This window comes from Sphingobium chungangianum (assembly GCF_977014255.1).
Genome location: NZ_CDRNIV010000006.1, coordinates 573,900 through 596,153, shown reverse-complemented (window position 1 = coordinate 596,153; position 22,254 = coordinate 573,900). Strand labels below are relative to the sequence as shown.

Annotated in this window: 24 protein-coding genes; 11 read left to right on the top strand and 13 right to left on the bottom strand. The window is 64.0% G+C overall.

The genetic code is table 11. From position 1 onward, the window contains the following. Positions 1 to 197: 197 nt before the first annotated feature. The 5 genes from nagZ to ACWNC0_RS09895 all read right to left on the bottom strand — a co-directional run bounded on the left by nagZ (position 198) and on the right by ACWNC0_RS09895 (position 4,898). Positions 198 to 1,211 (bottom strand): beta-N-acetylhexosaminidase, encoded by a 1,014-nt coding sequence (gene nagZ, locus ACWNC0_RS09915; RefSeq protein WP_449471320.1) that lies wholly within the window; start codon positions 1,209 to 1,211, stop codon positions 198 to 200. A 57-nt stretch (positions 1,212 to 1,268) separates the two neighbouring features. After that, entirely contained in the window at positions 1,269 to 1,655 is a 387-nt protein-coding gene (locus ACWNC0_RS09910) for an endonuclease domain-containing protein (protein WP_449471319.1), read from the bottom strand. Between the two features lie 54 nt (positions 1,656 to 1,709). Further along, the gene (locus tag ACWNC0_RS09905; protein ID WP_449471317.1) at positions 1,710 to 2,420 is read right to left on the bottom strand and encodes an SPOR domain-containing protein; all 711 of its coding nucleotides are present in this window, start codon (positions 2,418 to 2,420) and stop codon (positions 1,710 to 1,712) included. 20 nt (positions 2,421 to 2,440) lie between these two features. Then, positions 2,441 to 4,168: an arginine--tRNA ligase gene (argS, locus tag ACWNC0_RS09900; protein ID WP_449471315.1), complete on the bottom strand. Its 1,728-nt coding sequence runs from the start codon at positions 4,166 to 4,168 to the stop codon at positions 2,441 to 2,443. A gap of 121 nt (positions 4,169 to 4,289) precedes the next feature. After that, positions 4,290 to 4,898 (bottom strand): hypothetical protein, encoded by a 609-nt coding sequence (locus tag ACWNC0_RS09895; protein WP_449474591.1) that lies wholly within the window; start codon positions 4,896 to 4,898, stop codon positions 4,290 to 4,292. Positions 4,899 to 5,049: 151 nt separating this feature from the next. On the opposite strand from ACWNC0_RS09895, the gene ispH reads away from it, so the two are divergent. From ispH to rnhA, 3 genes are read left to right on the top strand one after another with little or no spacing between them, the layout of a single operon-like run. Further along, positions 5,050 to 5,997: a 4-hydroxy-3-methylbut-2-enyl diphosphate reductase gene (ispH, locus tag ACWNC0_RS09890; protein ID WP_449471314.1), complete on the top strand. Its 948-nt coding sequence runs from the start codon at positions 5,050 to 5,052 to the stop codon at positions 5,995 to 5,997. A 4-nt stretch (positions 5,998 to 6,001) separates the two neighbouring features. Further along, on the top strand, positions 6,002 to 6,979 hold the full coding sequence (gene thrB / locus ACWNC0_RS09885; protein WP_449471312.1) for a homoserine kinase: 978 nt from the start codon (positions 6,002 to 6,004) through the stop codon (positions 6,977 to 6,979). Continuing rightward, positions 6,976 to 7,422 (top strand): ribonuclease HI, encoded by a 447-nt coding sequence (rnhA, locus tag ACWNC0_RS09880; protein ID WP_449471310.1) that lies wholly within the window; start codon positions 6,976 to 6,978, stop codon positions 7,420 to 7,422. The genes thrB and rnhA overlap by 4 nt, the downstream gene beginning before the upstream one ends. 34 nt (positions 7,423 to 7,456) lie before the next feature. On the opposite strand, the gene ACWNC0_RS09875 is transcribed toward rnhA, so the two are convergent. The 3 genes from ACWNC0_RS09875 to ACWNC0_RS09865 all read right to left on the bottom strand — a co-directional run bounded on the left by ACWNC0_RS09875 (position 7,457) and on the right by ACWNC0_RS09865 (position 10,162). Continuing rightward, positions 7,457 to 7,819, bottom strand: coding sequence for a UrcA family protein (locus ACWNC0_RS09875; RefSeq protein ID WP_449471309.1), 363 nt, complete (start codon positions 7,817 to 7,819; stop codon positions 7,457 to 7,459). A 277-nt stretch (positions 7,820 to 8,096) separates the two neighbouring features. Beyond that, entirely contained in the window at positions 8,097 to 9,200 is a 1,104-nt protein-coding gene (locus ACWNC0_RS09870; protein WP_449471308.1) for an NAD(P)/FAD-dependent oxidoreductase, read from the bottom strand. Beyond that, entirely contained in the window at positions 9,197 to 10,162 is a 966-nt protein-coding gene (locus ACWNC0_RS09865; protein ID WP_449471306.1) for an alpha/beta hydrolase, read from the bottom strand. Before ACWNC0_RS09865 ends, ACWNC0_RS09870 begins: the two co-directional genes overlap by 4 nt. Positions 10,163 to 10,203: 41 nt before the next feature. Here ACWNC0_RS09865 and ACWNC0_RS09860 point away from each other — a divergent pair, with 41 nt between their 5' ends. The 7 genes from ACWNC0_RS09860 to ACWNC0_RS09830 are packed head-to-tail and all read left to right on the top strand — an operon-like array spanning position 10,204 to position 17,268. Continuing rightward, a complete protein-coding gene (locus ACWNC0_RS09860; protein ID WP_449471304.1) occupies positions 10,204 to 10,677 on the top strand; it encodes an A24 family peptidase in 474 nt (157 codons plus the stop codon). A gap of 50 nt (positions 10,678 to 10,727) precedes the next feature. Continuing rightward, positions 10,728 to 11,744: a Flp pilus assembly protein CpaB gene (gene cpaB / locus ACWNC0_RS09855; RefSeq protein ID WP_449471303.1), complete on the top strand. Its 1,017-nt coding sequence runs from the start codon at positions 10,728 to 10,730 to the stop codon at positions 11,742 to 11,744. 1 nt (position 11,745) lies between these two features. Next, a complete protein-coding gene (locus tag ACWNC0_RS09850) occupies positions 11,746 to 13,266 on the top strand; it encodes a type II and III secretion system protein family protein (protein WP_449471301.1) in 1,521 nt (506 codons plus the stop codon). Between the two features lie 17 nt (positions 13,267 to 13,283). Then, entirely contained in the window at positions 13,284 to 13,925 is a 642-nt protein-coding gene (locus tag ACWNC0_RS09845; protein WP_449471299.1) for a CpaD family pilus assembly protein, read from the top strand. Positions 13,926 to 13,927: 2 nt separating this feature from the next. Then, positions 13,928 to 15,208 (top strand): pilus assembly protein CpaE, encoded by a 1,281-nt coding sequence (locus ACWNC0_RS09840; protein ID WP_449471297.1) that lies wholly within the window; start codon positions 13,928 to 13,930, stop codon positions 15,206 to 15,208. 58 nt (positions 15,209 to 15,266) lie between these two features. Continuing rightward, on the top strand, positions 15,267 to 16,262 hold the full coding sequence (locus tag ACWNC0_RS09835) for a type II secretion system F family protein (RefSeq protein ID WP_449471295.1): 996 nt from the start codon (positions 15,267 to 15,269) through the stop codon (positions 16,260 to 16,262). Between the two features lie 16 nt (positions 16,263 to 16,278). After that, positions 16,279 to 17,268 (top strand): type II secretion system F family protein, encoded by a 990-nt coding sequence (locus ACWNC0_RS09830; RefSeq protein ID WP_196225418.1) that lies wholly within the window; start codon positions 16,279 to 16,281, stop codon positions 17,266 to 17,268. Between the two features lie 221 nt (positions 17,269 to 17,489). Here the strand turns inward: ACWNC0_RS09830 and ACWNC0_RS09825 are convergent, their stop codons facing one another. The 5 genes from ACWNC0_RS09825 to ACWNC0_RS09805 all read right to left on the bottom strand — a co-directional run bounded on the left by ACWNC0_RS09825 (position 17,490) and on the right by ACWNC0_RS09805 (position 20,568). After that, the gene (locus ACWNC0_RS09825; protein WP_449471293.1) at positions 17,490 to 18,182 is read right to left on the bottom strand and encodes an aspartate/glutamate racemase family protein; all 693 of its coding nucleotides are present in this window, start codon (positions 18,180 to 18,182) and stop codon (positions 17,490 to 17,492) included. A 57-nt stretch (positions 18,183 to 18,239) separates the two neighbouring features. Further along, positions 18,240 to 18,893: a hypothetical protein gene (locus ACWNC0_RS09820; protein ID WP_449471292.1), complete on the bottom strand. Its 654-nt coding sequence runs from the start codon at positions 18,891 to 18,893 to the stop codon at positions 18,240 to 18,242. Further along, positions 18,890 to 19,171 (bottom strand): proton-translocating transhydrogenase family protein, encoded by a 282-nt coding sequence (locus ACWNC0_RS09815; protein ID WP_449471291.1) that lies wholly within the window; start codon positions 19,169 to 19,171, stop codon positions 18,890 to 18,892. The genes ACWNC0_RS09820 and ACWNC0_RS09815 overlap by 4 nt, the downstream gene beginning before the upstream one ends. Positions 19,172 to 19,298: 127 nt before the next feature. Next, a complete protein-coding gene (locus tag ACWNC0_RS09810) occupies positions 19,299 to 20,417 on the bottom strand; it encodes an NAD(P) transhydrogenase subunit alpha (protein ID WP_449471290.1) in 1,119 nt (372 codons plus the stop codon). Positions 20,418 to 20,442: 25 nt separating this feature from the next. After that, positions 20,443 to 20,568: an aa3-type cytochrome c oxidase subunit IV gene (locus tag ACWNC0_RS09805; protein ID WP_449471288.1), complete on the bottom strand. Its 126-nt coding sequence runs from the start codon at positions 20,566 to 20,568 to the stop codon at positions 20,443 to 20,445. Between the two features lie 157 nt (positions 20,569 to 20,725). On the opposite strand from ACWNC0_RS09805, the gene ACWNC0_RS09800 reads away from it, so the two are divergent. Beyond that, complete coding sequence (locus ACWNC0_RS09800; RefSeq protein ID WP_449471287.1) at positions 20,726 to 22,174, top strand: sigma-54-dependent transcriptional regulator; 1,449 nt, start codon at positions 20,726 to 20,728, stop codon at positions 22,172 to 22,174. Positions 22,175 to 22,254: the final 80 nt, after the last annotated feature.

Here is a 22,254-nt window from a genome sequence, read left to right as displayed (position 1 = left end):
TCAGGCGGCTCTCTGGCGCGTGGGCTGCGCGAAGAGTGATTTTTCACGCGGAGGCGCGGAGACGCGGAGGGTTTGAGGCGCGCGCAGCGCTCTGAAAGTTGCCTGAAAATTGAGGATGAGGGCAGCGGGATTAGCGGCTTCGTCGGTGGCAAGACCTCTCCGTGGCTTCGCCGGAAGGAACCCGATGGCGTTCGCCTTCACGCAACCACCACGGAGAGTAGGCTGTCGCGGGTGGCAAGCAGCTGTTCGAGGGGCGGGCTGTCCTGATCGAGTTGCGCCGACGCCATGGCGCGGTCTAGCCGGGCCTTCGACTGCGTGCTGATATCGGGAAGACTATTGGCGATGCCGATCATGTCTTCCATCCGCGCCCAGCAGTTGAGCGCCAGGTCACACCCGGCCGCGACGACGCCCGCCGCCAATTCGGGAATGCTGCCGTTCAGCGCCTTCATGTCGAGGTCGTCCGACATGAGAAGGCCGTTAAAGCCGATCCGCTGACGAATGATCGTTTCGATCACCGAGGCGGAGAGGCTGGCGGGCAAGTCCGGGTCCCAACTGGTATAGATGACGTGGGCGGTCATGCCGATGGCTGCGTCCTTCAATGTCTGAAAGGGCGCGAGGTCGATGGCGAGTTCTTCCTCGCTCGCGGTCACGATCGGCAATTCATGATGGCTGTCCACCATGGCGCGGCCATGGCCTGGCATATGCTTGATGATGCCGACGACCCCGCCCCTGGCCAATCCTTCGAGAGTAGCGCGGCCAAGCGCGGCGACCCGCATCGGCTCGGCGCCCAAGGTGCGGTCGCCCATGATGTCGCTGGCCCCGTCCTGCCGCACGTCGAGCAGGGGGAGTGCATCGACATTGATGCCCACTTCGGCCAGCGTCACCGCGATGGCATGGGCATTGGCGCGGGCGGCTGCGATCGCGCTGGACGGGGCGATGTCATAGAGGCGATCGAATACGGCGCCGGGCGGGAAGCTGGGCCAGACAGGCGCCTGCATGCGGGCGACGCGGCCGCCTTCCTGATCGATCATGATTAGCAGATCGTCGCGGCCGTGGAGGGCGCGCAGGTCGTCCGTCAGCGCGCGTAATTGGGCGCGGTCGGCTATGTTGCGACGAAAGAGGATATAGCCCGCAGGCTGCGCATCGGCGAAGAAGGCGCGTTCGTCAGCAGTGAGCATCTCGCCGGAGAGGCCGAAGATTACCGGTTTCATGAGGGCGGATGGTAGCGGCGAAGGAGCGTCGTGTCGAAGGGGTTGTTGAGGCGAGAGTTAAGGAGCGACATGTTCCCTCTCCCCTTCAGAGGAGAGGGTTAGGGAGAGGGGAATGCGCTGAGCTATCGTTGAAAGGACGGCTTCCGGGTTGTGCATAACATCGGTGTTGGTGAAGCGGATGACGCTCCAGCCTTGCTCGCTTAGATAGACAGTGCGATCTGCGTCATATTCGTCGGTTGAGCCATGGGTGTCGCCGTCAATCTCTATTACGAGCATCGCAGCTCGACACGTGAAGTCGGCTATGTACGGGCCAATTACGGTCTGGCGGCGGAACTTGGCACCAACGAAGCGCTTAGCGCGCAGGTGATACCAGAGGCAGGTTTCGGCGGGGGTTAGGGTAGATCGCAGTTGCTTTGCAAAACCTAGCGACTTTCGATCCCGCACCGTTGTTCCCCTCTCCCTAGCCCTCTCCCCTGAAGGGGAGAGGGAACAAGGTGCTTAGTTCACCACGATGCAGCTTTCGCCAGCCACCTTGAGCTTGCCGCAGAGCGTATTCGCCTGAGCCCCCGCCGTCGCACGGAGGCGGTAGAGGGTGCTGCCGCCGACTTCCGTAGGCTCGACCGACATGGTGAGCGGGGCGAGATAGGCGAAGCGTTTGGAGAGGCGGGTCCAGGCATCGCGCGCGCCGGACTGGCTGCCATAGGCGCCGAGCTGGATCACGGCCCCGCCCTTGTGCACGGGCTGCGCGGCGGCGGGGCGGACGTTGGTTTCGTCGGCAACGCGCGCGGTTACGCTCTGCGATGGTTTGCCGGGCACGGCCTGGCGCGTCTTTGCAGGAGCCGTGGCGGTCACGGGCGCTTCAGGCACACGGCTGGGATCGATGCGGCCATCGCGCAAGACGCCTTCGCTGGCGGCGAAGCTGGCATCGCCCTCGCCCTCGAACTTCTTCGCATCGGCCTCGCGCGCGGGAACCTTGTAGTCGCCCGCAGGCGCGGCGATCAGCTTGCCTTCGCCGCCGCCTGCCGAACGATTCTTGAGAAGCCACACGCCAGCGACCACGCCGCCCAGCAGGACGAGCGCAACCAGGATGAAGCCGAGAAGGCGGACGGGGGACAGGCCCTCATCCTCCTCATCCTCGATACCAGGCTCCAGCCAGGGCAGACGCTCGTCGTCGTCCAGATCGAGCCGCCCCCTCGCAAAGTCGCCCATTTATCCGTGCCTCCGCTTGGCTATTGCATTTCCGTCACCGCAGCCACGCCCATCAGGGCTAGGCCATTACGGATGATTTGCCCGATTCCACGGCTTAAGAAAAGGCGCGCAGAAGTTACGTCCGGATCGTCCGTCAGGATGACGCGGGCGCGCGGATTGTCGTTCCCCAAATTCCACCAGCTATGGAATTCAGAAGCCAAGTCGTTGAGATAAAAAGCGATTCTATGCGGCTCACGGGCCGATGCAGCCCCTTCCACCACCCGCGGGAACTGCGCCGCTAACTTAACAAGATTAAGTTCTTCAGTCCCAAGGCGGGACAGGTCGGGCGCGGGAAGTGCAATTTGTGCCTCTTCGGCGCGGCGGCCAAGCGAAGAAATGCGGGCGTGGGCATATTGGACGTAGAAGACAGGATTGTCCTTCGACGCCTCCACCACCTTGGCAAAGTCGAAGTCCATCTGGGCGTCGGCCTTGCGCGTCAGCATGGTGAAACGGACGACGTCCTTGCCCACTTCGCGGACGACATCGGCGAGCGTCACGAAATTGCCCGCGCGCTTGGACATTTTCACCGGCTCGCCTTCGCGCAGCAGGCGGACCATCTGTATGAGCTTGACGTCGAAGCGCGCCTTGCCCTCGGTCAGCGCGGCGACGGCGGCCTGGATGCGCTTCACCGTGCCCGCATGGTCGGCGCCCCAAATGTCGATCAGCTGGTCGGCGGTCTGCGCCTTCTGGAAATGGTACGCCATGTCGGCACCGAAATAGGTCCAGGCGCCGTTCGACTTCTTGATCGGGCGGTCCTGATCGTCGCCGAATTTGGTGGAGCGGAACAGGGGAAGTTCGACCGGTTCCCAATCTTCGGGCGTTTCGCCCTTGGGCGCTTCGAGGACGCCGTCATAGACGAGGTCATGATCGCGCAGCCATTTCTCGGCGGCTTCGGGCTTTCCGGCGGCTTGCAGTTCGGCTTCGGACGCGAAGATGTCGTGGTGGATGCCAAGCAATGCGAGATCGCTGCGGATCATCTCCATCATCGCGGCCACCGCTTTGGTCCGGAACGGGACGAGCCATTCGCTTTCGGGTGCGCCTACGAACTTGTCGCCATATTCGGCGGCGAGCGCCTGGCCGACTGGGACCAGATAGTCGCCGGGATAGAGGCCTTCCGGGATCGCGCCCACATCTTCGCCCAGCGCTTCGCGATAGCGGACATGGGCCGAGCGGGCGAGCACATCGACCTGGCCGCCTGCGTCGTTGATATAATATTCGCGAATGACCTTGTGCCCGGCATATTCGAGCAGGGTCGCGAGCGCATCGCCGACGACGGCGCCTCGGCAGTGACCCATATGCATGGGGCCGGTGGGGTTGGCGGAGACATATTCGACGTTGACGGTGACGCCCTTGCCCGTGTCGGATCGGCCGTAATCCGCAGCCTCGGCGTGAATCGCCGCCAGTTCCGCGCGCCAGGTGGCGTCGTTCAGCGCCAGGTTGATGAAGCCGGGGCCAGCGATTGTGGCGCTTTCCACCTCGTCCAGCTTTTGCAGGCCCGCGACGATCTTTTCCGCCAGCGCGCGCGGGTTGGTGCCTGCGGGCTTGGCGAGGACCATGGCCGCGTTGGTGGCGAGGTCGCCATGGCTGGCATCTCGGGGCGGCTCGACCGTGACCGGCTTGCGATTGAGACCAGCGGGCAAGGTGCCATCCGCCTCCAGCGCGTCCAGCACGGCATTCAGATGGGCAGTGAAACGAATGTAGAGAGACAAGGGTGTTTCCTCGAAAAGCACAAGACCCGTCCGGGCTGGGCTAAAATCGAAGCGTCATCCTTCCCTGCAAGAAGTAGAGCCCTTCGACAAGCTCAGGGCGAACGGAAGATTGGGTTCGCTCTTAACGTGTCGCGTTATATCGGAGCTGGTCCTGGGTCAGGTTGAAGCCCACGAGCAGCTCGAAACTGGTTCGTTGCAGCGCCGCCTTGACGTCGGGCTGGGCGAAGGGATCGATGGCCGCGTCGGCATCGCCCGCCTTGCGCTTCTGCGTGATCTTCGCCTGAATGTCGGCGGGCAGCGTCGCTGCGGCCTTATCGACATAGGAGCCTGCCTTCGCGGTCGCGGTGGCGCGATACTGACCAGCGGGGAAGTCCAGCACGACCTGACCGACGCGCTTGGCGACGACGGCGTTGCCGCCACGCACCACGGCGGAGAAGAAGGGCAGTGTCACCTGCCGCGCGGCGGTGGCGTCGGAACGGCGGGCGTTCACCGTGAAGGTCGCCTCGCTGTAGAATTGCGCCCCTTCCGAGCAGGTGGCGCGCAGGTCGGTGATGTTCGCCACCACGTCGATCGCGCGGGCGTCGGTGCTGCCAGCAGGATTGAACAGCGTCACGTCACCCGTATAGGCGGGGATCGCGGCGGTCGGGCAGGCCGAGCGGACGGCGACGACGCCACCCGTGGCATCGATTTCTCCCCGGCGCGAGCAGCCCGCAAGGGCAAGGGCGAGCATTCCGGTCAGCGCAAGTCGAGAAAAGGTCACGAGGCAATCCCTTGGGAACAGGCTGGGGCTTCTTATCCGCACCCCGCCGCTCACGCAACCGAAAGGAACGCGCCTCCCCTCACCCCTTCCTTCCGGCGCGACATTGGCCTAAGCGGCAGCCATGACCGCCCGTCTTCCCTTAAAGCTATTGATCGCCGCCCCTCGCGGCTTTTGCGCTGGCGTGGACCGCGCCATCATCATCGTCGAAAAGGCGATCGAGAAATATGGCGCGCCCGTCTATGTCCGACACGAGATCGTCCATAATAAATATGTCGTGGACAATCTGCGGGCGCAGGGCGCGATTTTCGTCGAGGAACTGGATCAGGTGCCCGACGGCGTACCCGTGGTCTTTTCCGCCCACGGCGTGCCCAAGGCGGTGCCTGCAAAGGCGGAAGAACGCGGCCTTGACTATCTGGACGCCACCTGCCCATTGGTCAGCAAGGTGCACCGGCAGGCAGAGCGGCAGGTCGAGGCAGGGCGCCATATTCTGTTCATTGGTCACAAGGGACATCCCGAGGTCGTCGGCACCTTCGGGCAGGTCGATGCAGGCAACATGACATTGATCGAAACGGTCGAGGATGCGGAGAGCTTCATCCCCGAAAATCCCGACAATCTTGCCTTTCTGACTCAAACCACCCTGTCGGTGGGCGATACGGCGGCGATCGTCGAAGCGCTTCAGCGCCGATTCCCGTCGATCCACGCGCCCAAGGGCGAGGACATCTGCTACGCGACGTCGAACCGACAGGCGGCGGTGAAGGCGATCGCCGCCGCCTGCGACGCGGTCTATGTGATCGGCGCGCCCAACAGCTCCAACTCGCTGCGTCTGGTCGAGGTGGCCGAACGCGAGGGCACGCCGGCCCGGCTGATCCAGCGCGCGGACGACATCGATTTTGCGTGGCTGGAGAATGTAGCGACCCTCGGCCTGACCGCAGGCGCCTCCGCCCCCGAAATATTGGTGCGCGAAGTCGTGGACCGGCTCGCCGCCCGATTCGACGTGACGGAGGAGCAGGTGGAGACGGCGCGCGAAACCATCTCGTTCAAGCTTCCCCGCGAATTGGGAGCGGCGTAAGACTATGGCGGTCTATACCCATGTCCCGGCCGAGGAAATCGACGCCTTCCTGACTCGCTATGACGCGGGACGGCTGGTCTCCGCCAAGGGGATCGCCGAGGGGGTGGAAAACAGCAACTATCTGCTGGAAACCACCGGCGCGGACGGCAATGGCCACCGCTATATCCTAACTCTCTACGAGAAGCGGGTGGATGAAGCGGATCTGCCCTTCTTCATGGACCTGCTCGATCATCTCGGCGCGCGCGGCTGTCTGGTGCCGCGCTTTATCGCGGACCGAGAGGGCAAGCGCCTGCAACAGCTCGGCGGACGACCCGCCTGCCTGATCGAGTTCCTGACCGGCATATCCGTCACCGAGCCGACCGCCGGACAGGCGAAAGCCGCAGGCGCGGCGCTGGGCCAGCTGCATCGCGCGGCGGAAGGCTTTGCGGGCGAACGCCGCAACGCGCTCGACATCGCTGGCTGGCACGATCTGGCGGCAAAGTGCGGCGACCATTTCGATGATATCGCGCCCGGCCTTGGCCAGCGGGTCACGGATGAACTTGTCTATCTCGACGCGCACTGGCCCGCCGAGCTGCCGCGCGCCGTCATTCACGCGGACCTTTTCCCCGACAATGTGCTGATGCTGGGCGATGAGGTGACGGGCCTGATCGACTTTTATTTCAGCTGCACCGATATCCGCGCCTATGACCTGGCCGTCACGCACAGCGCATGGGTGTTCAGCAATGATGGCGCGCACTTCTTTGCCGATCGGTCGGCCGCAATGCTCGCTGGCTATCAGGCGGCGCATGGGCTTTCGGATGCCGAGCAGGCCGCCTTCCCGATCCTGTGCCGGGGTGCGGCGCTCCGCTTCCTGCTGACGAGAGCCTATGACTGGATCAACACGCCCGCCGACGCGCTGGTCACGCGCAAGGACCCGCTGGCCTATCTGCGGCGGCTGGATTTCTATGCGCAGACCGCTCCGGCGGAGTTGCTGCGAGCGTGAACGCGCTGTCACAGGTCGAAATCTTCACCGATGGCGCGTGCAAGGGCAATCCCGGCCCCGGCGGCTGGGGCGCGGTGATGCGCTCTGGGACCACGGAAAAAGAAATCTCCGGCGGAGAGGCACAGACCACCAATAACCGCATGGAAATGACGGCCGCCATAGAAGCGCTGAATGCGCTCAAGCGGCCCTGCCAAGTGACGCTCTACACCGACAGCAAATATGTGATGGACGGCATCACCAAATGGGTGTTCGGCTGGCAGAAGAACGGTTGGAAGACCGCCGATCGCAAGCCGGTCAAGAATGCCGAGCTATGGCAAGCTCTGCTGGCAGCAGCCGCGCCGCATAAGGTCAGCTGGCAATGGGTGAAGGGCCATGCCGGTCACCCTGAAAATGAGCGCGCCGATCAACTCGCCTGCGCGGCCGCCGAACTCTTCCGCATATGAACGGGGGAGCGAAACGCCGCTCCCCCGACAGGGCTCAGGGATATTTTGCTGTCCAGTCCGCAGGATAAGGCGGTTGCCAGCGCGTACCGGCGACCCATGTCGTCCCACGCGGCGCAAAGCCCTCTTCGACCGTGCCGACCCGTCCCATCGCGTCCTTCACCGCGGCATCCCGACAACTGGGCACGACGGCTGACGAGGAACCCGATTCGCCCAGCTTGTCGCACAGATAGCGGGCGGTCAGCGCGACACGGTGGCGCAGTTCGTCCTTCCCGGCCTTTGTGCTGAGGTCGAGATCGGCATAACTGACATTCTGTGAAAGGGATTGGGCGTCGCTATAGCGACCCGTCACGATAATTTCCTCTGTTGGCTGAGCAAAGCTGGTGCTGCTACTTGCCATAAACAGTCCTGACAGGATCAGGACCGACCCTGATAATATCGACTTTCTCATCACGGCATTCTCCTACTCCTAGAGCATGAGCCGATCAGACTGAATTGGATCATGCTCTAATTGTCTTTTGTTTTCCGCATTTTCTTACCCAGCAGATGATACCATCCGCTTCGAAAATGCTTTAGGATCGGCCGCATCTTTATTGTATCCCATCTATATGGGCGCGGCCATTGACCCAACGTGATGGCCGCCTCTTCGTTCCGAATAGCCGTACCCCGGCCTTAGTTTACTTGAAACGGGCGGGAGAATAAGCGGCGGGATCGATCCCGCTCACCGCTTCGGACATCGATCCGCCGGTCACCAGCGCCGATCCCAGCAACGCTGCTGCGGGTGCGGTCTGGATGCCGAAACCGCCCTGCCCCGCGAACCAGAAGAAAGCCGGTGCATCGATGTCAAAGCCATAGACAGGCGCGCGATCCGGCGCGAAGCTGCGCAGCCCCGCCCATTTGCGTTCCACCGCCTCGACCGGCCAGGCCACGACATCTTCGAAACGGGCGATCGCCTGCGCCACCGCGAGTTCTTCGGGCGCGGCGTCACAGGGCGGCGAAGGTTCTTCATCATGCGGGGTCAGCCAGATGCGCCCCTCGCCTTCCGGCTTGAAATAGAAGCTGGAGCCAAGGTCCATGACCAGTGGCAGGTCGGGTGACGGCATGGCGGGCACGCGCAATTGCACGACGGTGCGGCGAAGCGGGGCTATGCCGATGGGCGCGACGCCGCTGCGCCGTGCGACATCATCGGCCCATGCGCCAGCGGCGTTCACGATGATGCCGCAATCGATGACGCCGCCGTTCGTCTGAATGCGCCAGCCGCCCGGCGTTGGGGTCGCCTGTTCGAAAGCAGTGCCCAGCCGCAATTTGCCGCCCTTCGCGTGGAAGCGCCGCAGATACGCCTGGTGCAGCGCGGCGACGTCGATGTCGCACACGCCCGGTTCCAGCAGGCCGATCGTCCAATGGGGTCGCAGCCCCGTTACCAGCGCGGCGGGATCAACAGGGCGCAGGTCGACGCAGCCCGAAAATTCCCGCATCAACTGGTCGCGCTCTGCCCTATCGGCCTCCCGCCCGACGAACAGCGTCTGCCGGGGCGTGAGAAAGGATCGGCTTGCAAAAGCCGGATCGGGGGAGCGCAACAACGGCCCGGAAGCCGTGGTGAGCGGCTGCACCTGCCGCCCGCCATAGGTTTCCTCCCAGAAAGCGACGGAGCGGCCGGTGGCGTGATAGCCCGCGCTTTCCTCCTGTTCCAGGATCAGCACGGATGGCTGACCCGCCAGTTCCGCGCCCAGGCTGGCGCCTGCTATGCCGCCGCCGACGATCACGATGTCGAAACGGCTCATGCTGGCGCGTTCTCATCCAGAAAGGCATCGATCCGCCGCAGGGCATCCAGCCGTACCGGGTCGATTTCGCGCAAGATCTCATGCGCCGCCTCTGGCCCATAGACATGCAGGCGCGCGCCCCGAATGCGCGCGGCGATGCGGCGGATGGCGGGCGTGGACACCAGCCGGTCGGCACTGGTGGCAAGGATCAGCAACGGCACGGCGATGCGCTCAAGCTTGCCGCCCTTCTCCAGCGCGAAGGTCGATTGCAGCGCCTCCAACACCCAGCGCCAGCTGGGCGATCCAAGCGCCACGTCCCGACTATGATCGCGCCACCAGAGTTCGTCGGCATAACGTTCCGGATCATGCGTCAGCCGCTTCTGCCGCATGGCCCGTTGCCGCTGCGAATTTTCCTTCTGGGTCCAGGCCTGCCGATGGGACAAGCCGAGCGCGCACATGGTCCGGGCGATGAGCACCGCCAGCCAGCGTGGCAGCGGCGTGGTGTGGACGCCCATCATTGGCGCGACGGCGACCGCAGCGTCGGGCGGGGCCATGCCCTCGGCCAGCGCGCGCAGCAGCAGATGCCCGCCCATGCTGTGCGCTACGATCACGCATGGCCCTGTCCCCTGCGCCCGCCAATCGGCGACGAAAGCCTCCAGGTCCGCAACCCATAGCGCGAAATCGTCGATATGGCCGCAGAGCGGATCGCTGCTCAGCCTGCCCGAGCCGCCCTGCCCGCGCCAATCAAAGGCGGTGACCACCCAGCCCCGGTCCGCCCAGTGATGGATGACTTCCAGATATTTCTCGATCATGTCGCCGCGCCCGCCGAGCATCAGCAATCGACCGCGCTGTCCCTCGCCCAGCCGATAGCGGCGCAACGGCCAGCCATCGGGCGCGGTCCAGTAATCGAGCCGCCCGTCCATCGGCCATGCGCGACGGTCAAAGGCCGGGGGAACAGACACGGGCGAATCCATGGGGCGCATGGTTACGGTTTGGTAAGCCATTCGGTCTAGGGTTTAGATTCATGACGGGGGAATATTTCACGACGGCGCTGCTGTGCGCCCTTGGCGTGCTGCTGGTCATCGCATCGGTGACGGATTTGCGGTCCCGGATCATATCCAACCGGCTGAACCTGGTCATCGCTGGACTGGCTCCACTGTGGTGGATCGCCAATGGCATGCCGGTCTGGCCCGGCATGCTTTTGCAGGTCGCACTGGCCCTCGCCGTGTTCGCGCTTTTCGCCGCGCTCTTCGCCATGGGTTGCATGGGCGGGGGCGATGTCAAACTGCTGGGCGCGCTGGCGCTTTGGTTCCCATGGGAGGCCGTGCTGTCGATGTTGATGGTCATGGCCATGGTCGGGGGCGTGGTGACGATCGTCACCGTGGTCCACCACCGGACGACCCGACGGCTGGGCCAGCCCCAGATTCCTTACGGTATCGCAATATCGGTCGCAGCCCTTTGGTTGATTGGCGAACGATATCTTAACCATTTTGCGTAAAATTCGGGGCTCGGGCGACACTTGCCTGACTGAGGGAGGCGAATTTCATCATGGACGGCAAGAAAATCGTGCTGCTGGCGGGGGCGCTTATCATAGCGGTCACAACAGCTCTTCTCGCGCGCAACATGCTGAGTTCGTCTAGCGCGCCCCAGGCTAGTGCTTCATCCATGCCGGTGGAAGCGGATCAGCCTCATGTGCTGGTCGCGACCAAGGCGCTCCCAGTGGGCACCATCCTCGACGCGGAAAGCTTCCGCTTCCAGCCATGGCCGAAAGATCTGGTGGAGCAGGCCTATTACATTCAGGGCCAGACCGATCCCGCCAAGCTGGCGGGCAGCGTCGTGCGCACCGCCATCTCGGCCGGTCAGCCGATGACCGTGGGTTCGGTGATCAAGCCGGGTGAGCGCGGTTTCCTTGCCGCAGCGCTCGGGCCGGGCATGCGTGCCGTCACCGTTCCTGTTTCAGCGCAGAATTCGGTCGCGGGCTTCGTCTTTCCGGGCGACCGCGTCGACCTGATGCTGACGCAGAGCGTGGCGGGCGGCGGCGACGGTGACCCGCTGAAGGTTTCCGAGACTATCCTGCGTAACCTCCGCGTACTCGCCACCGATCAGCGCATGGATGCGCTGGGCGCGGACGGCAAGCCGGTCGTACAAACCTATTCCAACGTCACCATCGAAGTGACGCCCAAGATCGCGGAAAAGATCGCGGTGGCGCAAACCATCGGTTCGCTGTCGCTGACACTCCGTTCGATCGCCGACAATGCATCGGACCTCGACGCCGCCATCGCTGGCGCCGACGTCGATCTGCCCGATGGTGCCAATCCGAACGCGGAAAAGAAGATCATAGCCAAGCTTGCGGCCCGTCCGGTCGACAAGGGCGGCACCTATTCCACCGGCGCCGACGTGTCTCGCTACCAGCGCAGTTCCGTCCCCGCCAAGCCAGTGCAGACCGCCGGTGTCGAAGTGCCCGCAGGGGGCGGCGCACCGGCCAGCGCGGGCGGCATCAGCGGACCTGTGATCCGCATCGCTCGCGGCACCAATGTGACCGTCGTTCCGGTCGGGGGGAAATAAGATGAAGCGTATCAACATTGATGCGGGCAAAAAGGCGGTCAAACCGCTCATCGGCCCCGCCATCGCTCTCGGCCTCGCCGCCGCCATGGCCGCCACGCCAACCACCGCACTCAACGCCGCACCTTCATCGATGCAGGACAATGCGATCCTGATGTCGGTGGGCGGCAGCAAAGTCATCAACCTCGGCGCAAAGATGTCCGACGTGGTGATCGGCGACCCCAATGTGGTCGACGTCCATGTCCGTGCCCAGAACCAGCTCTATTTGATCGCGAAGGCAGCCGGTGAAACCACCGTCTTCGCCACCGCGACCAACGGCAAGGTGCTGTTTTCCGGCACCGTCCGGGTCGGCAACAACCTGTCGAATATCGACGAAATGCTGAAGCTCGCGATGCCCGAGGCCGCCATCGCCGTCAATAAGATGAACGGCATGGTCCTGCTGACCGGCACCGTCGCCGCGCCAGAAGATGCAGCGGAGGCCGAACGGCTGACGCAGGCCTTTGTGGGCAAGGAAGTGACCGTGGTCAGCCGCCTGCGCACCGCGACGCCGCTTCAGGTCAATCTTCAGGTCAAGATCGCGGAAGTCAGCCGCGACATAGGGCATCAGATCGGCGTAAATCTGAGGGGTCTGGGGACGGGATCAGGCAACTTCAGCGGCTACATGAACCGATCCGATCGTGGCTTCGCGACTTCAGGTAGTTTCGTGCCGGGCCTTCCCAATGGCGATATCACTCGTCAATGGACGTTCAACAGCCCGATCGACGGCACCACGTCGCTCGGCTTCGTAGCCAAATTGCTCGGCATGGATGTCGCGGGTGCGCTGGACCTTGCCGAATCGAGCGGCCTTGCCACCGCGCTGGCCCAGCCGAACCTGACCGCGCTGTCGGGTGAAACGGCGAGCTTCCTGGCGGGCGGCGAATATCCCTACACGGTCAGCAACGGCACGCAGGGCAACAGCATCGAGTTCAAACAATATGGCGTGCAGCTTGCCTTCACGCCGACCGTGCTGGCCGATGGCCGCATCTCGCTGCGCGTACGCCCCACCGTGTCGAGCCTCGACTTCTCGGTGAACACCACCGTCCCGGCGCTCAAGAGCCGCACGGCTGAAACTACCGTCGAACTGGGTTCGGGCCAGGCCTTCATGATCGCTGGCCTGCTCAACAACGACACCGCCAACTCGATCAGCAAGACGCCGGGCTTCGGCGAAATCCCGATCCTTGGCAGCCTGTTCAAGTCACGCCGGTTCCAGCGTCATGAGACCGAACTGGTCATCGTCGTCACCCCTTATCTGGTGAAGCCGATGAACGCGTCGGACGTGCACTTGCCGACCGATGGCTTCCGCAATGCCAATATTGCCCAGGGCCTTCTGCTCCAGCAGGGGAATGACGGGGTGAGCGGCGCGCGCGCGCCCTTGCCACGCCGCGAACCCGGCCCGGCGCCGGCGTCCGACCCGCAGGCGGCAGCTCCCCGCGACTCAGGCAAGCGTTCGGCGAAAGCCGCCGCCGCGCCTGGCTTCAGCTTCTGATCGGAAGGACGACAGTCATGACTTCCCTGTCCGCCAAAAATATCCTCCGCTTCGGCACGCTCGCCATGTTGGCGCTGCCGCTTGCCGCCTGCAATTCCAGCGTCAATCGCGGGGTCGAATCGGTGCATCAGCCGGTCGTCAGCCACGATACCTACACTTTCGACGTTCAGGCTGGCCCTGACGGCGCCATTGCCCCTTCGGAAGCGCGGCGTCTGGACGACTGGTTCGCTTCCATCGGCCTTGGCTATGGCGATCAGGTCGCGATTGTTACCGATGCCTATTACAGTCCTGAATTGCGCGAAAGCATCGCCGATGTCGTCGCCCGCCACGGCATGCTGGTGGGTGAGGACAGCTCCGCTGCGGCAGGCTCCGCGCCTGCTGGCAGCGTCCGGCTGGTGGTGCGCCGTGCAACGGCACGCGTGCCCGGCTGCCCCGATTGGTCGAGCAAGAAGGAAACCGAATCCCAGCTCGGCGCCACCTCCAACTACGGTTGCGCCGTGAACAGCAATCTTGCCGCGATGGTCGCCAATCCTGAAGATCTGGTGCGCGGCCAGAGCAGCGAAAGCGACCTGCGCACAGCGACATCCAACCGGGCCATTTCGACCTACCGTGAAAAGACGCCGACCGGTTCGGGCGATCTCAAGAACTTAGGACGCTGATCATGAACGCACCCTGGAAACCTGCCATGTCTGGACAGCGCGATCCCTTCCACGCCTTTGTTTGCGACGATCATAGCCACGACCTGCTGGCGATGGTCGCGGCCGAGATGGGCTGGGCACCGGAAAAGGTGAACAAGGGCGGCATGCGCAATGCCGTGCAGAGCCTGTCGGTCAGCGCCAGCCCGCAAATCCTGTTCGTCGATATGTCCGAAAGCGGCGACCCGCTGAACGACATCAACAGCCTTGCCGAAGTGTGCGAACCCGGCACGGTGGTGATCGCCGCCGGTCAGGTCAATGACGTACGCCTGTACCGCGACCTCGTCGCCAGCGGCATTCAGGATTATCTGCTGAAACCCTTTGGCGCGGATCAGCTGCGCGACGCACTGGCACAAGCGCAGGCCGTGTTCTTCGCCCCGCGCGACGCAGGCCCCGAACGGCCTCATCTCACCACAGCGGTCATCGGCACGCGCGGCGGCGTCGGCGCTTCCAGCATCGCGACTTCGCTCGCATGGCTGCTCAGCGACAAGCAGAAGCGGCCAACCGCGCTGCTCGACCTCGACGTTCATTTCGGCACCAACGCGCTGGCGATGGACCTGGAGCCGGGCCGTGGCCTGACCGACGCGATTGATAACCCCAGCCGCATCGATGGTCTTTTCATCGAACGCGCGATGGTGCGCGCCAGCGACACGCTGGCCATCCTGTCGGCCGAAGCGCCGATCAGCCAGCCGATGCTGACCGATGGCGGCGCCTTCTACCAGCTGCTGGAGGAATTCCGCGCCGCGTTTGAATGCAGCGTCGTCGATCTGCCGCGCCATATGCTGATCCAGCATCCGCACCTGATGAGCGACGTCAACGTCGCCGTGGTGGTTACGGAACTGACCCTGGCGGCGGCGCGCGATTCGATTCGCATCCTGTCCTGGCTGAAAAGCAACGCGCCCCAAACGCGCGTGATCGTGGTCGCGAACCGCGTCCATGCAGGCGCGCAGGAAATCAGCCGCAAGGATTTCGAAACCTCGATCGAACGCAAGGTCGACATTTTGATCCCCTTCGACCTGCGGGTCGCGGCGCAGGCCGCCAAGCTGGGCAAGACATTGGCCGAGGCGGCCAAGGGCAGCAAGGTCGGCGCCGCGTGCGTCAGCCTGCTCGACGCCACCATGGGGGCCGCCGAGGATAGCGAAGCCGTCGATGGCAAGCCCGCAAAGAAAAAGGGCGACTCCCTGCTCGGCAAGATCGGCGACCTCCGGGGGCTGATCCCGGCGCGCAAGGACAAGGCCAAGGCCTAGATTTGGTTCTGGCATGCCGTCATCTGGCGGCATGCCCCTTTACGGAACGGGCGATACCATGAGCAATTCGATATTGCTGATCATGCTGCTGGCGGCCTTCCTGGGTCTGGTAGCGATGGCCTTTGCTGGCCCCTCGGCTGAAAAGGCCAGCAAGCGCCGTGTCGCCCTGATCCGCGAACGTCACAGCGGATCGACCGACGCGCTGATGGAAGCGCGCATGCGCAAGGCCATTTCCAACCGGCAGCCCGGCAACGAGATGAAGATGCTCGTTTCGCTGGTTCCCAATCCGGAAAATCTGGCCAAGCGCATCCGCATGACCGGCAAGAAATGGACGGTCAGCCAATATATGACCTCCTGCGCCTTCATTGCTCTGGGCATCTGCGCCTTTCTGTTCGTGCGCGGCTTCGCTCCGCTGCTCGCCATCATGGTCAGCCTGGCCGCAGGGCTCGCCCTGCCCCACATGTGGGTCGGCCGCCTGATCAAGAAGCGGGTGATGCAGTTCACGATGAAATTCCCCGACGCGCTCGAACTGCTGACACGCGGTCTGCGATCGGGCCTGCCCATCACCGAAACGCTGGGCGTCGTGGCAAACGAAGTGCCTGGGCCAGTGGGTGAGGAATTCAAGCTGATCACCGAACGCATCAAGATCGGCAAGACGATGGATCAGGCGTTGCAGGAAACGGCCGATCGCCTCGGCACGCCGGAATTCCAGTTCTTCGTCATCAGCCTCGCGATCCAGCGGGAAACGGGCGGCAACCTTGCCGAAACCCTGTCCAACCTCGCGACCGTGCTGCGTCAGCGCGCGCAGATGAAGCTGAAAATTCGCGCCATGTCGTCGGAATCCAAGGCGTCGGCCTACATTATCGGCGCGTTGCCGTTCCTGGTGTTCGGCATGATCTGTTACATTAACTTCAGTTACATGCACCCCTTCTTCACGCCCGATCCGGCCGGCCTGTTTGGGATGTCGACGATGCAGGTCATCGGTCTGGGCGGCATGTGCTGGATGAGCATAGGCGTCTTCATCATGGCGCAGATGATCAACTTCGAAATCTGACGGGGGATAGAAAGACATGGAAACCGCTTCCCCCGCCGGCACTCTTTTCGGCATGAACGCCACGGATTTCGGCACCTTGCTTGCCGCCATGGCGACGCTGGCCATGCTGTTCGTGCTCTATACGGTGATGACCGTGCGCGACCCGATGGCAAAGCGGGTCAAGGCGCTCAATGAACGGCGCGAACAGTTGAAGGCGGGGATCACCGCGTCCACCGCGCGCCGCCGCGCCAAGCTGGTCAAGAAGAGCCAGACGACCGACCAGATGCGGTCCTTCCTGTCCAGCCTGAAGGTGTTGCAGGACGACCAGCTGAAGGAAGCCCAGCTGAAGCTGGCGCAGGCGGGCATCCGGTCGAAGGATTTGGCGGTCGCCGTCATCTTCGGTCGCATGGTGCTGCCGATCGTCATCGGCGGTCTGGCCGCGCTGCTGCTCTACGGTGTCGGCATTTATCCCGACTGGGGCGGCGCGAAGCGTTTCATGGCCTTCGCCGTGGCTCTGCTACTGGCCTACAAGGCGCCCGACATCTTCATCGACAACAAGATCCAGAAGCGCTCCGCCGCGATCCGCAAGGGGTTGCCCGACGCACTCGACCTGCTCGTCATCTGCGCCGAAGCGGGCCTGACCGTCGATGCCGCCTTCAGCCGCGTCGCCAAGGAATTGGGCAAGGCCTATCCCGAGCTGGGTGACGAGTTCCAGCTGACGGCGATAGAACTCAGCTTCCTGACCGAACGGCGCATGGCCTTCGAAAATCTAGCCAACCGCGTGAAGCTGGATGCGATCAAGGGCGTGGTCACGACCATGATCCAGACGGAAAAATACGGCACGCCGCTCGCTTCGGCCTTGCGCGTGCTGTCCGCTGAATTCCGCCATGAACGCATGATGCGCGCCGAGGAAAAGGCCGCGCGTCTGCCCGCCATCATGACGGTGCCGCTCATCCTTTTCATTCTGCCGACGCTGTTCGTCGTGATCCTTGGCCCTGCGGCCTGCTCGATCAGCACGGCATTCTGAGACAAGCTAAAAAGGGGAGGAAGGGGACGTCCGAGAGGGCGTCCCCTTTTCTTGTCTGCTCGGCCAAGCCGTTCCCTTTGATCGGCTGGAACATCGCACCCCGTTACCGTTCGCCCTGAGCCTGTCGAAGGGCTCTGTTTCCTCTCGAAAGAAGAGGGCTTCGACAAGCTCAGCCCGAACGGGTTAGGTAATTCAGACAGGCGCACGATGCTCTGAAGGGATCAGTCGCCCAGGATAACATCCACCCCGGCCCGCGCGTGGATCGCCGTGCCGTCATAGATAGGCAGCACGTTCGCCTTCACATCCACGATCATTTCCAGTTCGGTGCAGGCAAGGATCGCCGCCTGCACATTCTCCTTGGCGATGTCGGTCAATTCCGACCGCATATAGCGTTCGGATTCGCGGCTGACCTTGCCGATCGTCAGTTCCTCATAAACGATGCGGTCGATCCGCTCGGCGAGTTCCAGGTCCGCAGGCAGCAGCGAAATGCCATGGCCAACCAGCCGCTGGCGGTAGAATTTCTCGGTCATGACGTTGCGGGTGCCGATCAGCGCGGCCCTTTGCACGCCGTCGGCCTTCATCTTGCGGCCGACCGCATCGGCGATGTTGATGATCGGCGTGTCCACCCCGCCCTGCACTTCGTCATAGACGCGATGCATGCTGTTGGCGCAGATCAACAGCGCCTTGGCCCCCGCCTGCTCCAGCCGTCGGGCGGACGCGGTCAGCACCTGCGCGGCATGCGCCCACTCCTCCTCCGTGGTGGAGCGGCCGATGTCGGCGAAGTCGAGACTTTCGATCAGCAGGGGCGCGCTGTGCTGCCCGCCCTTCGCGCGGTACACCGCCTGATTGATGATCTGATAATAACGTGCCGTCGATGTCCAGCTGAGACCGCCGATCAGGCCGAGCTTCTGCATGGTGCGCCTTACCCCAATTGCCGTCCGGGAGTGCCCCGGCGTCTGTCCGCTTCAGCGTTACGGACGGGCCTGCGCATCGGCAAGCCCCTTCCCGCGCGCGCCACCGCATAAGCGCAGCGCGATTCCCGTTCCCGCCGCTCCGCCAAGCCCTCCGGCAACGGCCAGGCCCATATTTTCCAGCAGAAAAGCGAAGGCTGCGGCGGCCCAGCCGACCATGCCGATGCTGATCGCGAGCAATGCCATATTTCCGCCCCCTCGCCTCAGCAGCGCGAAGACAGCAGCGGCACAGGCGCCACTTCCCGTCAGCGCCACCGCGCCGAGAGCCAGCAAATGGCGCGTCGCGACATCGGCGCTTCCCTCATCAACCAGTCCGAAGGCGAAGGGATTGAGCCAAGCGGCGGCGGCGGCGGAAATCATCGCCGCTCCCGCAAACCCGGCGAAAATCGTCAGCAGCGCCGTCAACCGGCTTTCCGGCCATTCCCGTCCGAGTAACAGGCCAAACGCCCCGCCGATCAGTAGCGCGCCGATAATCTCCGGCGCGTTGAGCACGTCCATGTCGTAGACGGCGGCTGCGGACAGGATCACCGTCCCTGCCAGAGCCGTCTGGCGCCGCCGCCTGCCAGCCACGGTGCCCAGCGGCCACAGCGCGAAAACGAACAGCGCCGCCGCCACGGTTTGAGCAAGGATGATCGCGTCAAAGCTCGGGCTCACGGGCGTTTTTCCGCCTGTTGCGATTTTTCAGCCCGGCGCGTCGCGACATAGCCGCCGCAAAAGGAAGCGCTGGCAAGAATGAGGGCGATCAGGCTCAGATAGCGCGCCCAACTGCTGCTCACTTCCGCCGCAACCACCAGAGTTCCGGCAATGCCAGCAGGGGTGAGCAGGAATAGCGGGACGACTCGGCCGCTCAGCTCGTCCATCGACAGGCGCCACGCGGCTATCGCACCAACCGCGCAGGCAAGAAGGAAATAGAAGAGGAGAAGCCCGCTCATTCCTGCCTTTTGAAGGTCATGTTGAGGCCGATCGAAACGGAGATTCGCACGGCAGGGCCGCCGCTACTGCTCGTCCCTAAAACGAAGACCTCCTCCCCCGCGCAAGGCACGGGAGAGGAGCAGCCCTTTACTGCAATCGGTCGCTGACGACCTTGCCGCCCTGCGTCAGACGGATGGCATTGCCGATTTCCTCGTCCAGCACCGGCGCGTTCTGGTCCTTGTTCCAGAAGGCGGAGAGGAAATTATAGAGGTTGCGCGCGAACAGGGCCGACGCATCGGCGGCAAGCCGCGAAGGCACATTCTTGTGCCCGACGATCTTGACGCCATGACGCTCGACCACCTGGCCCAGCACCGCGCCCTCGACATTGCCGCCCTGCTCGACGGCGAGATCGACGATCACGCTGCCCGGCTTCATCGTCGCGATCTGCGCGTCGGTGATGAGGCGCGGCGCGGCCCGGCCCGGTATCAGCGCGGTGGTGATGACGATGTCCTGCTTGGCGATGTGGCTGGACACCAGTTCGGCCTGCGCTTTCTGGTAATCCTCGGACATTTCGGTGGCATAGCCGCCCTTGCCCTCGCCCTCGATACCCGCGACGCTTTCGACGAAAACCGCCTTCGCGCCAAGGCTTTCGATCTGCTCCTTGGTGGCGGAGCGCACGTCGGTCGCCGACACCTGCGCGCCCAGCCGCTTGGCCGTGGCAATCGCCTGAAGCCCGGCGACGCCCACGCCCATGACGAACGCCTTGGCCGGGGATATCGTGCCCGCCGCCGTCATCATCATCGGGAAAGCGCGGCCATATTCGGCCGCCGCGTCCAGCACCGCCTTGTAGCCAGCAAGGTTCGATTGCGAGGAAAGTATGTCCATCGATTGAGCGCGGGTGATGCGCGGCATGAATTCCATCGCCAGCGCCTCATAACCCGCCGATGCATAAGCATCGACGCGCGCGCGCTCCACGAAGGGGTTGAGGCCCGCGACGATCCACGCGCCGGGCTTCGCGCCGGTAATGGTCGCGACGTCCGGCCCCTGAACGCCCAGGATAATGTCCGCGCCCGCCACCGTCGCGGCGCGATCGGCAATCGTTGCGCCCATCGCGGCATAGTCGGCGTCAGCGATGGCGGCGGTCAGGCCCGCGCCTGCTTCCACCGCGACATCGGCGCCCAGCGCCTTGAACTTCTTGACGGTTTCCGGCGTACCGGCCACGCGGCGCTCACCTTCGGCAAGCTCCTTGATGATTGCGATCTTCATCGACATCCCCCTCGCCGCTCCAGTCTTAGCTGGAGATCAGCAGGACGACGATCGCAGCCAGCACCACGCATGCGGTGGTGCCCCACTTCACGAGGGACACGAACCCCGAATAGGTCTGGGTCGCGCTCTCCATATTTCCTTCTGACGCCATTTCCATTCCCTTAGTCGCCTGTGTTTTTAAGCGCGCCCCTCTTATCGACAAGGTTCTCCCCCCTCAACCTCGAAACAACGCAAGAAAAACTTTCCGGTTAAGGGCGCCTTTACCCCCTTGGGCTAGGCTGCTGCCACGAAACAAGAAGAGGGGTAAGATGGCGCGCGACGGCGTTCCCATGCTGATGCTGATCGATGAAGAGCCTGCCCAGCGCAGGCTTGTGTCGGCGCTCGCCGCACGCGCCGGGTGGCGCACGATCTTCGCCAGCGACGGTGACATGGCGATCGCCATGCTCGGCACGCAGGACGGCATGCGGCTCGATGCGGTGCTGCTCGACCAGTGGATCCCGGGTCCGGAAGCCACCGGCCTCGTCCGCGAATTGCGCAGCCGCCGCCCTGCCCTGCCCATATTGATCCTGACCGCGCATAACAGTGTAGCGGTTGCCGTCGATGCAATGCGCGCTGGTGCGACAGACTATCTGGCCAAGCCGGTCGCGCCCGAAAGGTTGCTCGCCGCGCTCAACGCCACCCTGTCGCAGGAGCATGGCAAGGGCGAACTGCGCCCGCTCACCGAAAAAATCTCCGCCGCCCTGTCGTTCGAGGATGTGGTCGGCGCCGCGCCGCAATTCCGCGCTGCCCTCGCCATTGCGGCAAAGGCCGCGCGCGCCCGCGTGCCCGTCCTGATCGAAGGCGAAAGCGGCGTCGGCAAGGACGTCATCGCCCGCGCCATTCACGCGGCCTCGCCCCGCCACAAGCAGGCGATGATCACGGTCAATTGCGGGGCCATCCCGGCCAACCTGGTCGAATCCGACCTGTTCGGCCACGAACGCGGCGCCTTCACCGGCGCCTTCGAGCGTCAGGTCGGCAAGTTCGTCGCCGCCGACATGGGCACGATTTTCCTCGATGAAGTCAGCGAAATGCCGCTCGACGCGCAAGTGAAGCTGCTGCGCGTCCTTCAGGATGGTGAAGTGCAGCCCCTCGGCGCGCGGCGGCCGGTCCATGTCGATGTGCGAATCATCGCCGCCACCAACAAGCGGCTGGTCGATGAAATCGAAGCGGGCCGCTTCCGCGAGGACCTCTATTATCGTCTGAACGTCGTGCAGCTGACCATCCCGCCGCTGCGGGAGCGGATCGGCGACGTGCCCGCGCTCTGCCGTCATCTTCTGGCCCGCATCGCCACCCAGCCGGGGCTGCGTGGCCTGGGCCTGACCGACGATGCGCTCGCGCTGCTGATGCAGCATGAATGGCCGGGCAATGTGCGCCAGCTTCAGAACGCGCTCTTCCGCGCCGCCGTCCTGTGCGAAGGCGACGCCCTGACGCCGCAGGATTTTCCACAGATCGCCGCCCACATCCGGACGCGCGCCAGTGGCGAGCCGCTCCATCCCCGCCTGCGCACCGTGCCGCAGACGCACCGGGAAGCGGCCGGCATCACCCTGTTCGAAGGCGACGGCCATGTCCGCCAGCTTGCGGAGATCGAAGCGGATGTCATCCGCCTCGCCATCGGCCATTATCGCGGCCGCATGACGGAGGTCGCCCGCCGCCTCGGCATCGGCCGTTCGACCCTTTACCGCAAGCTCGCCGAACTCGGGATCGACAGCGCCGCCTGAACCGCGCCCGTCGCGGCGCAGCGCTCATCCGCCGCTCGGCATCGTTGCGACGTTGAAATGTCGGGCCGCCTATGCTTTGG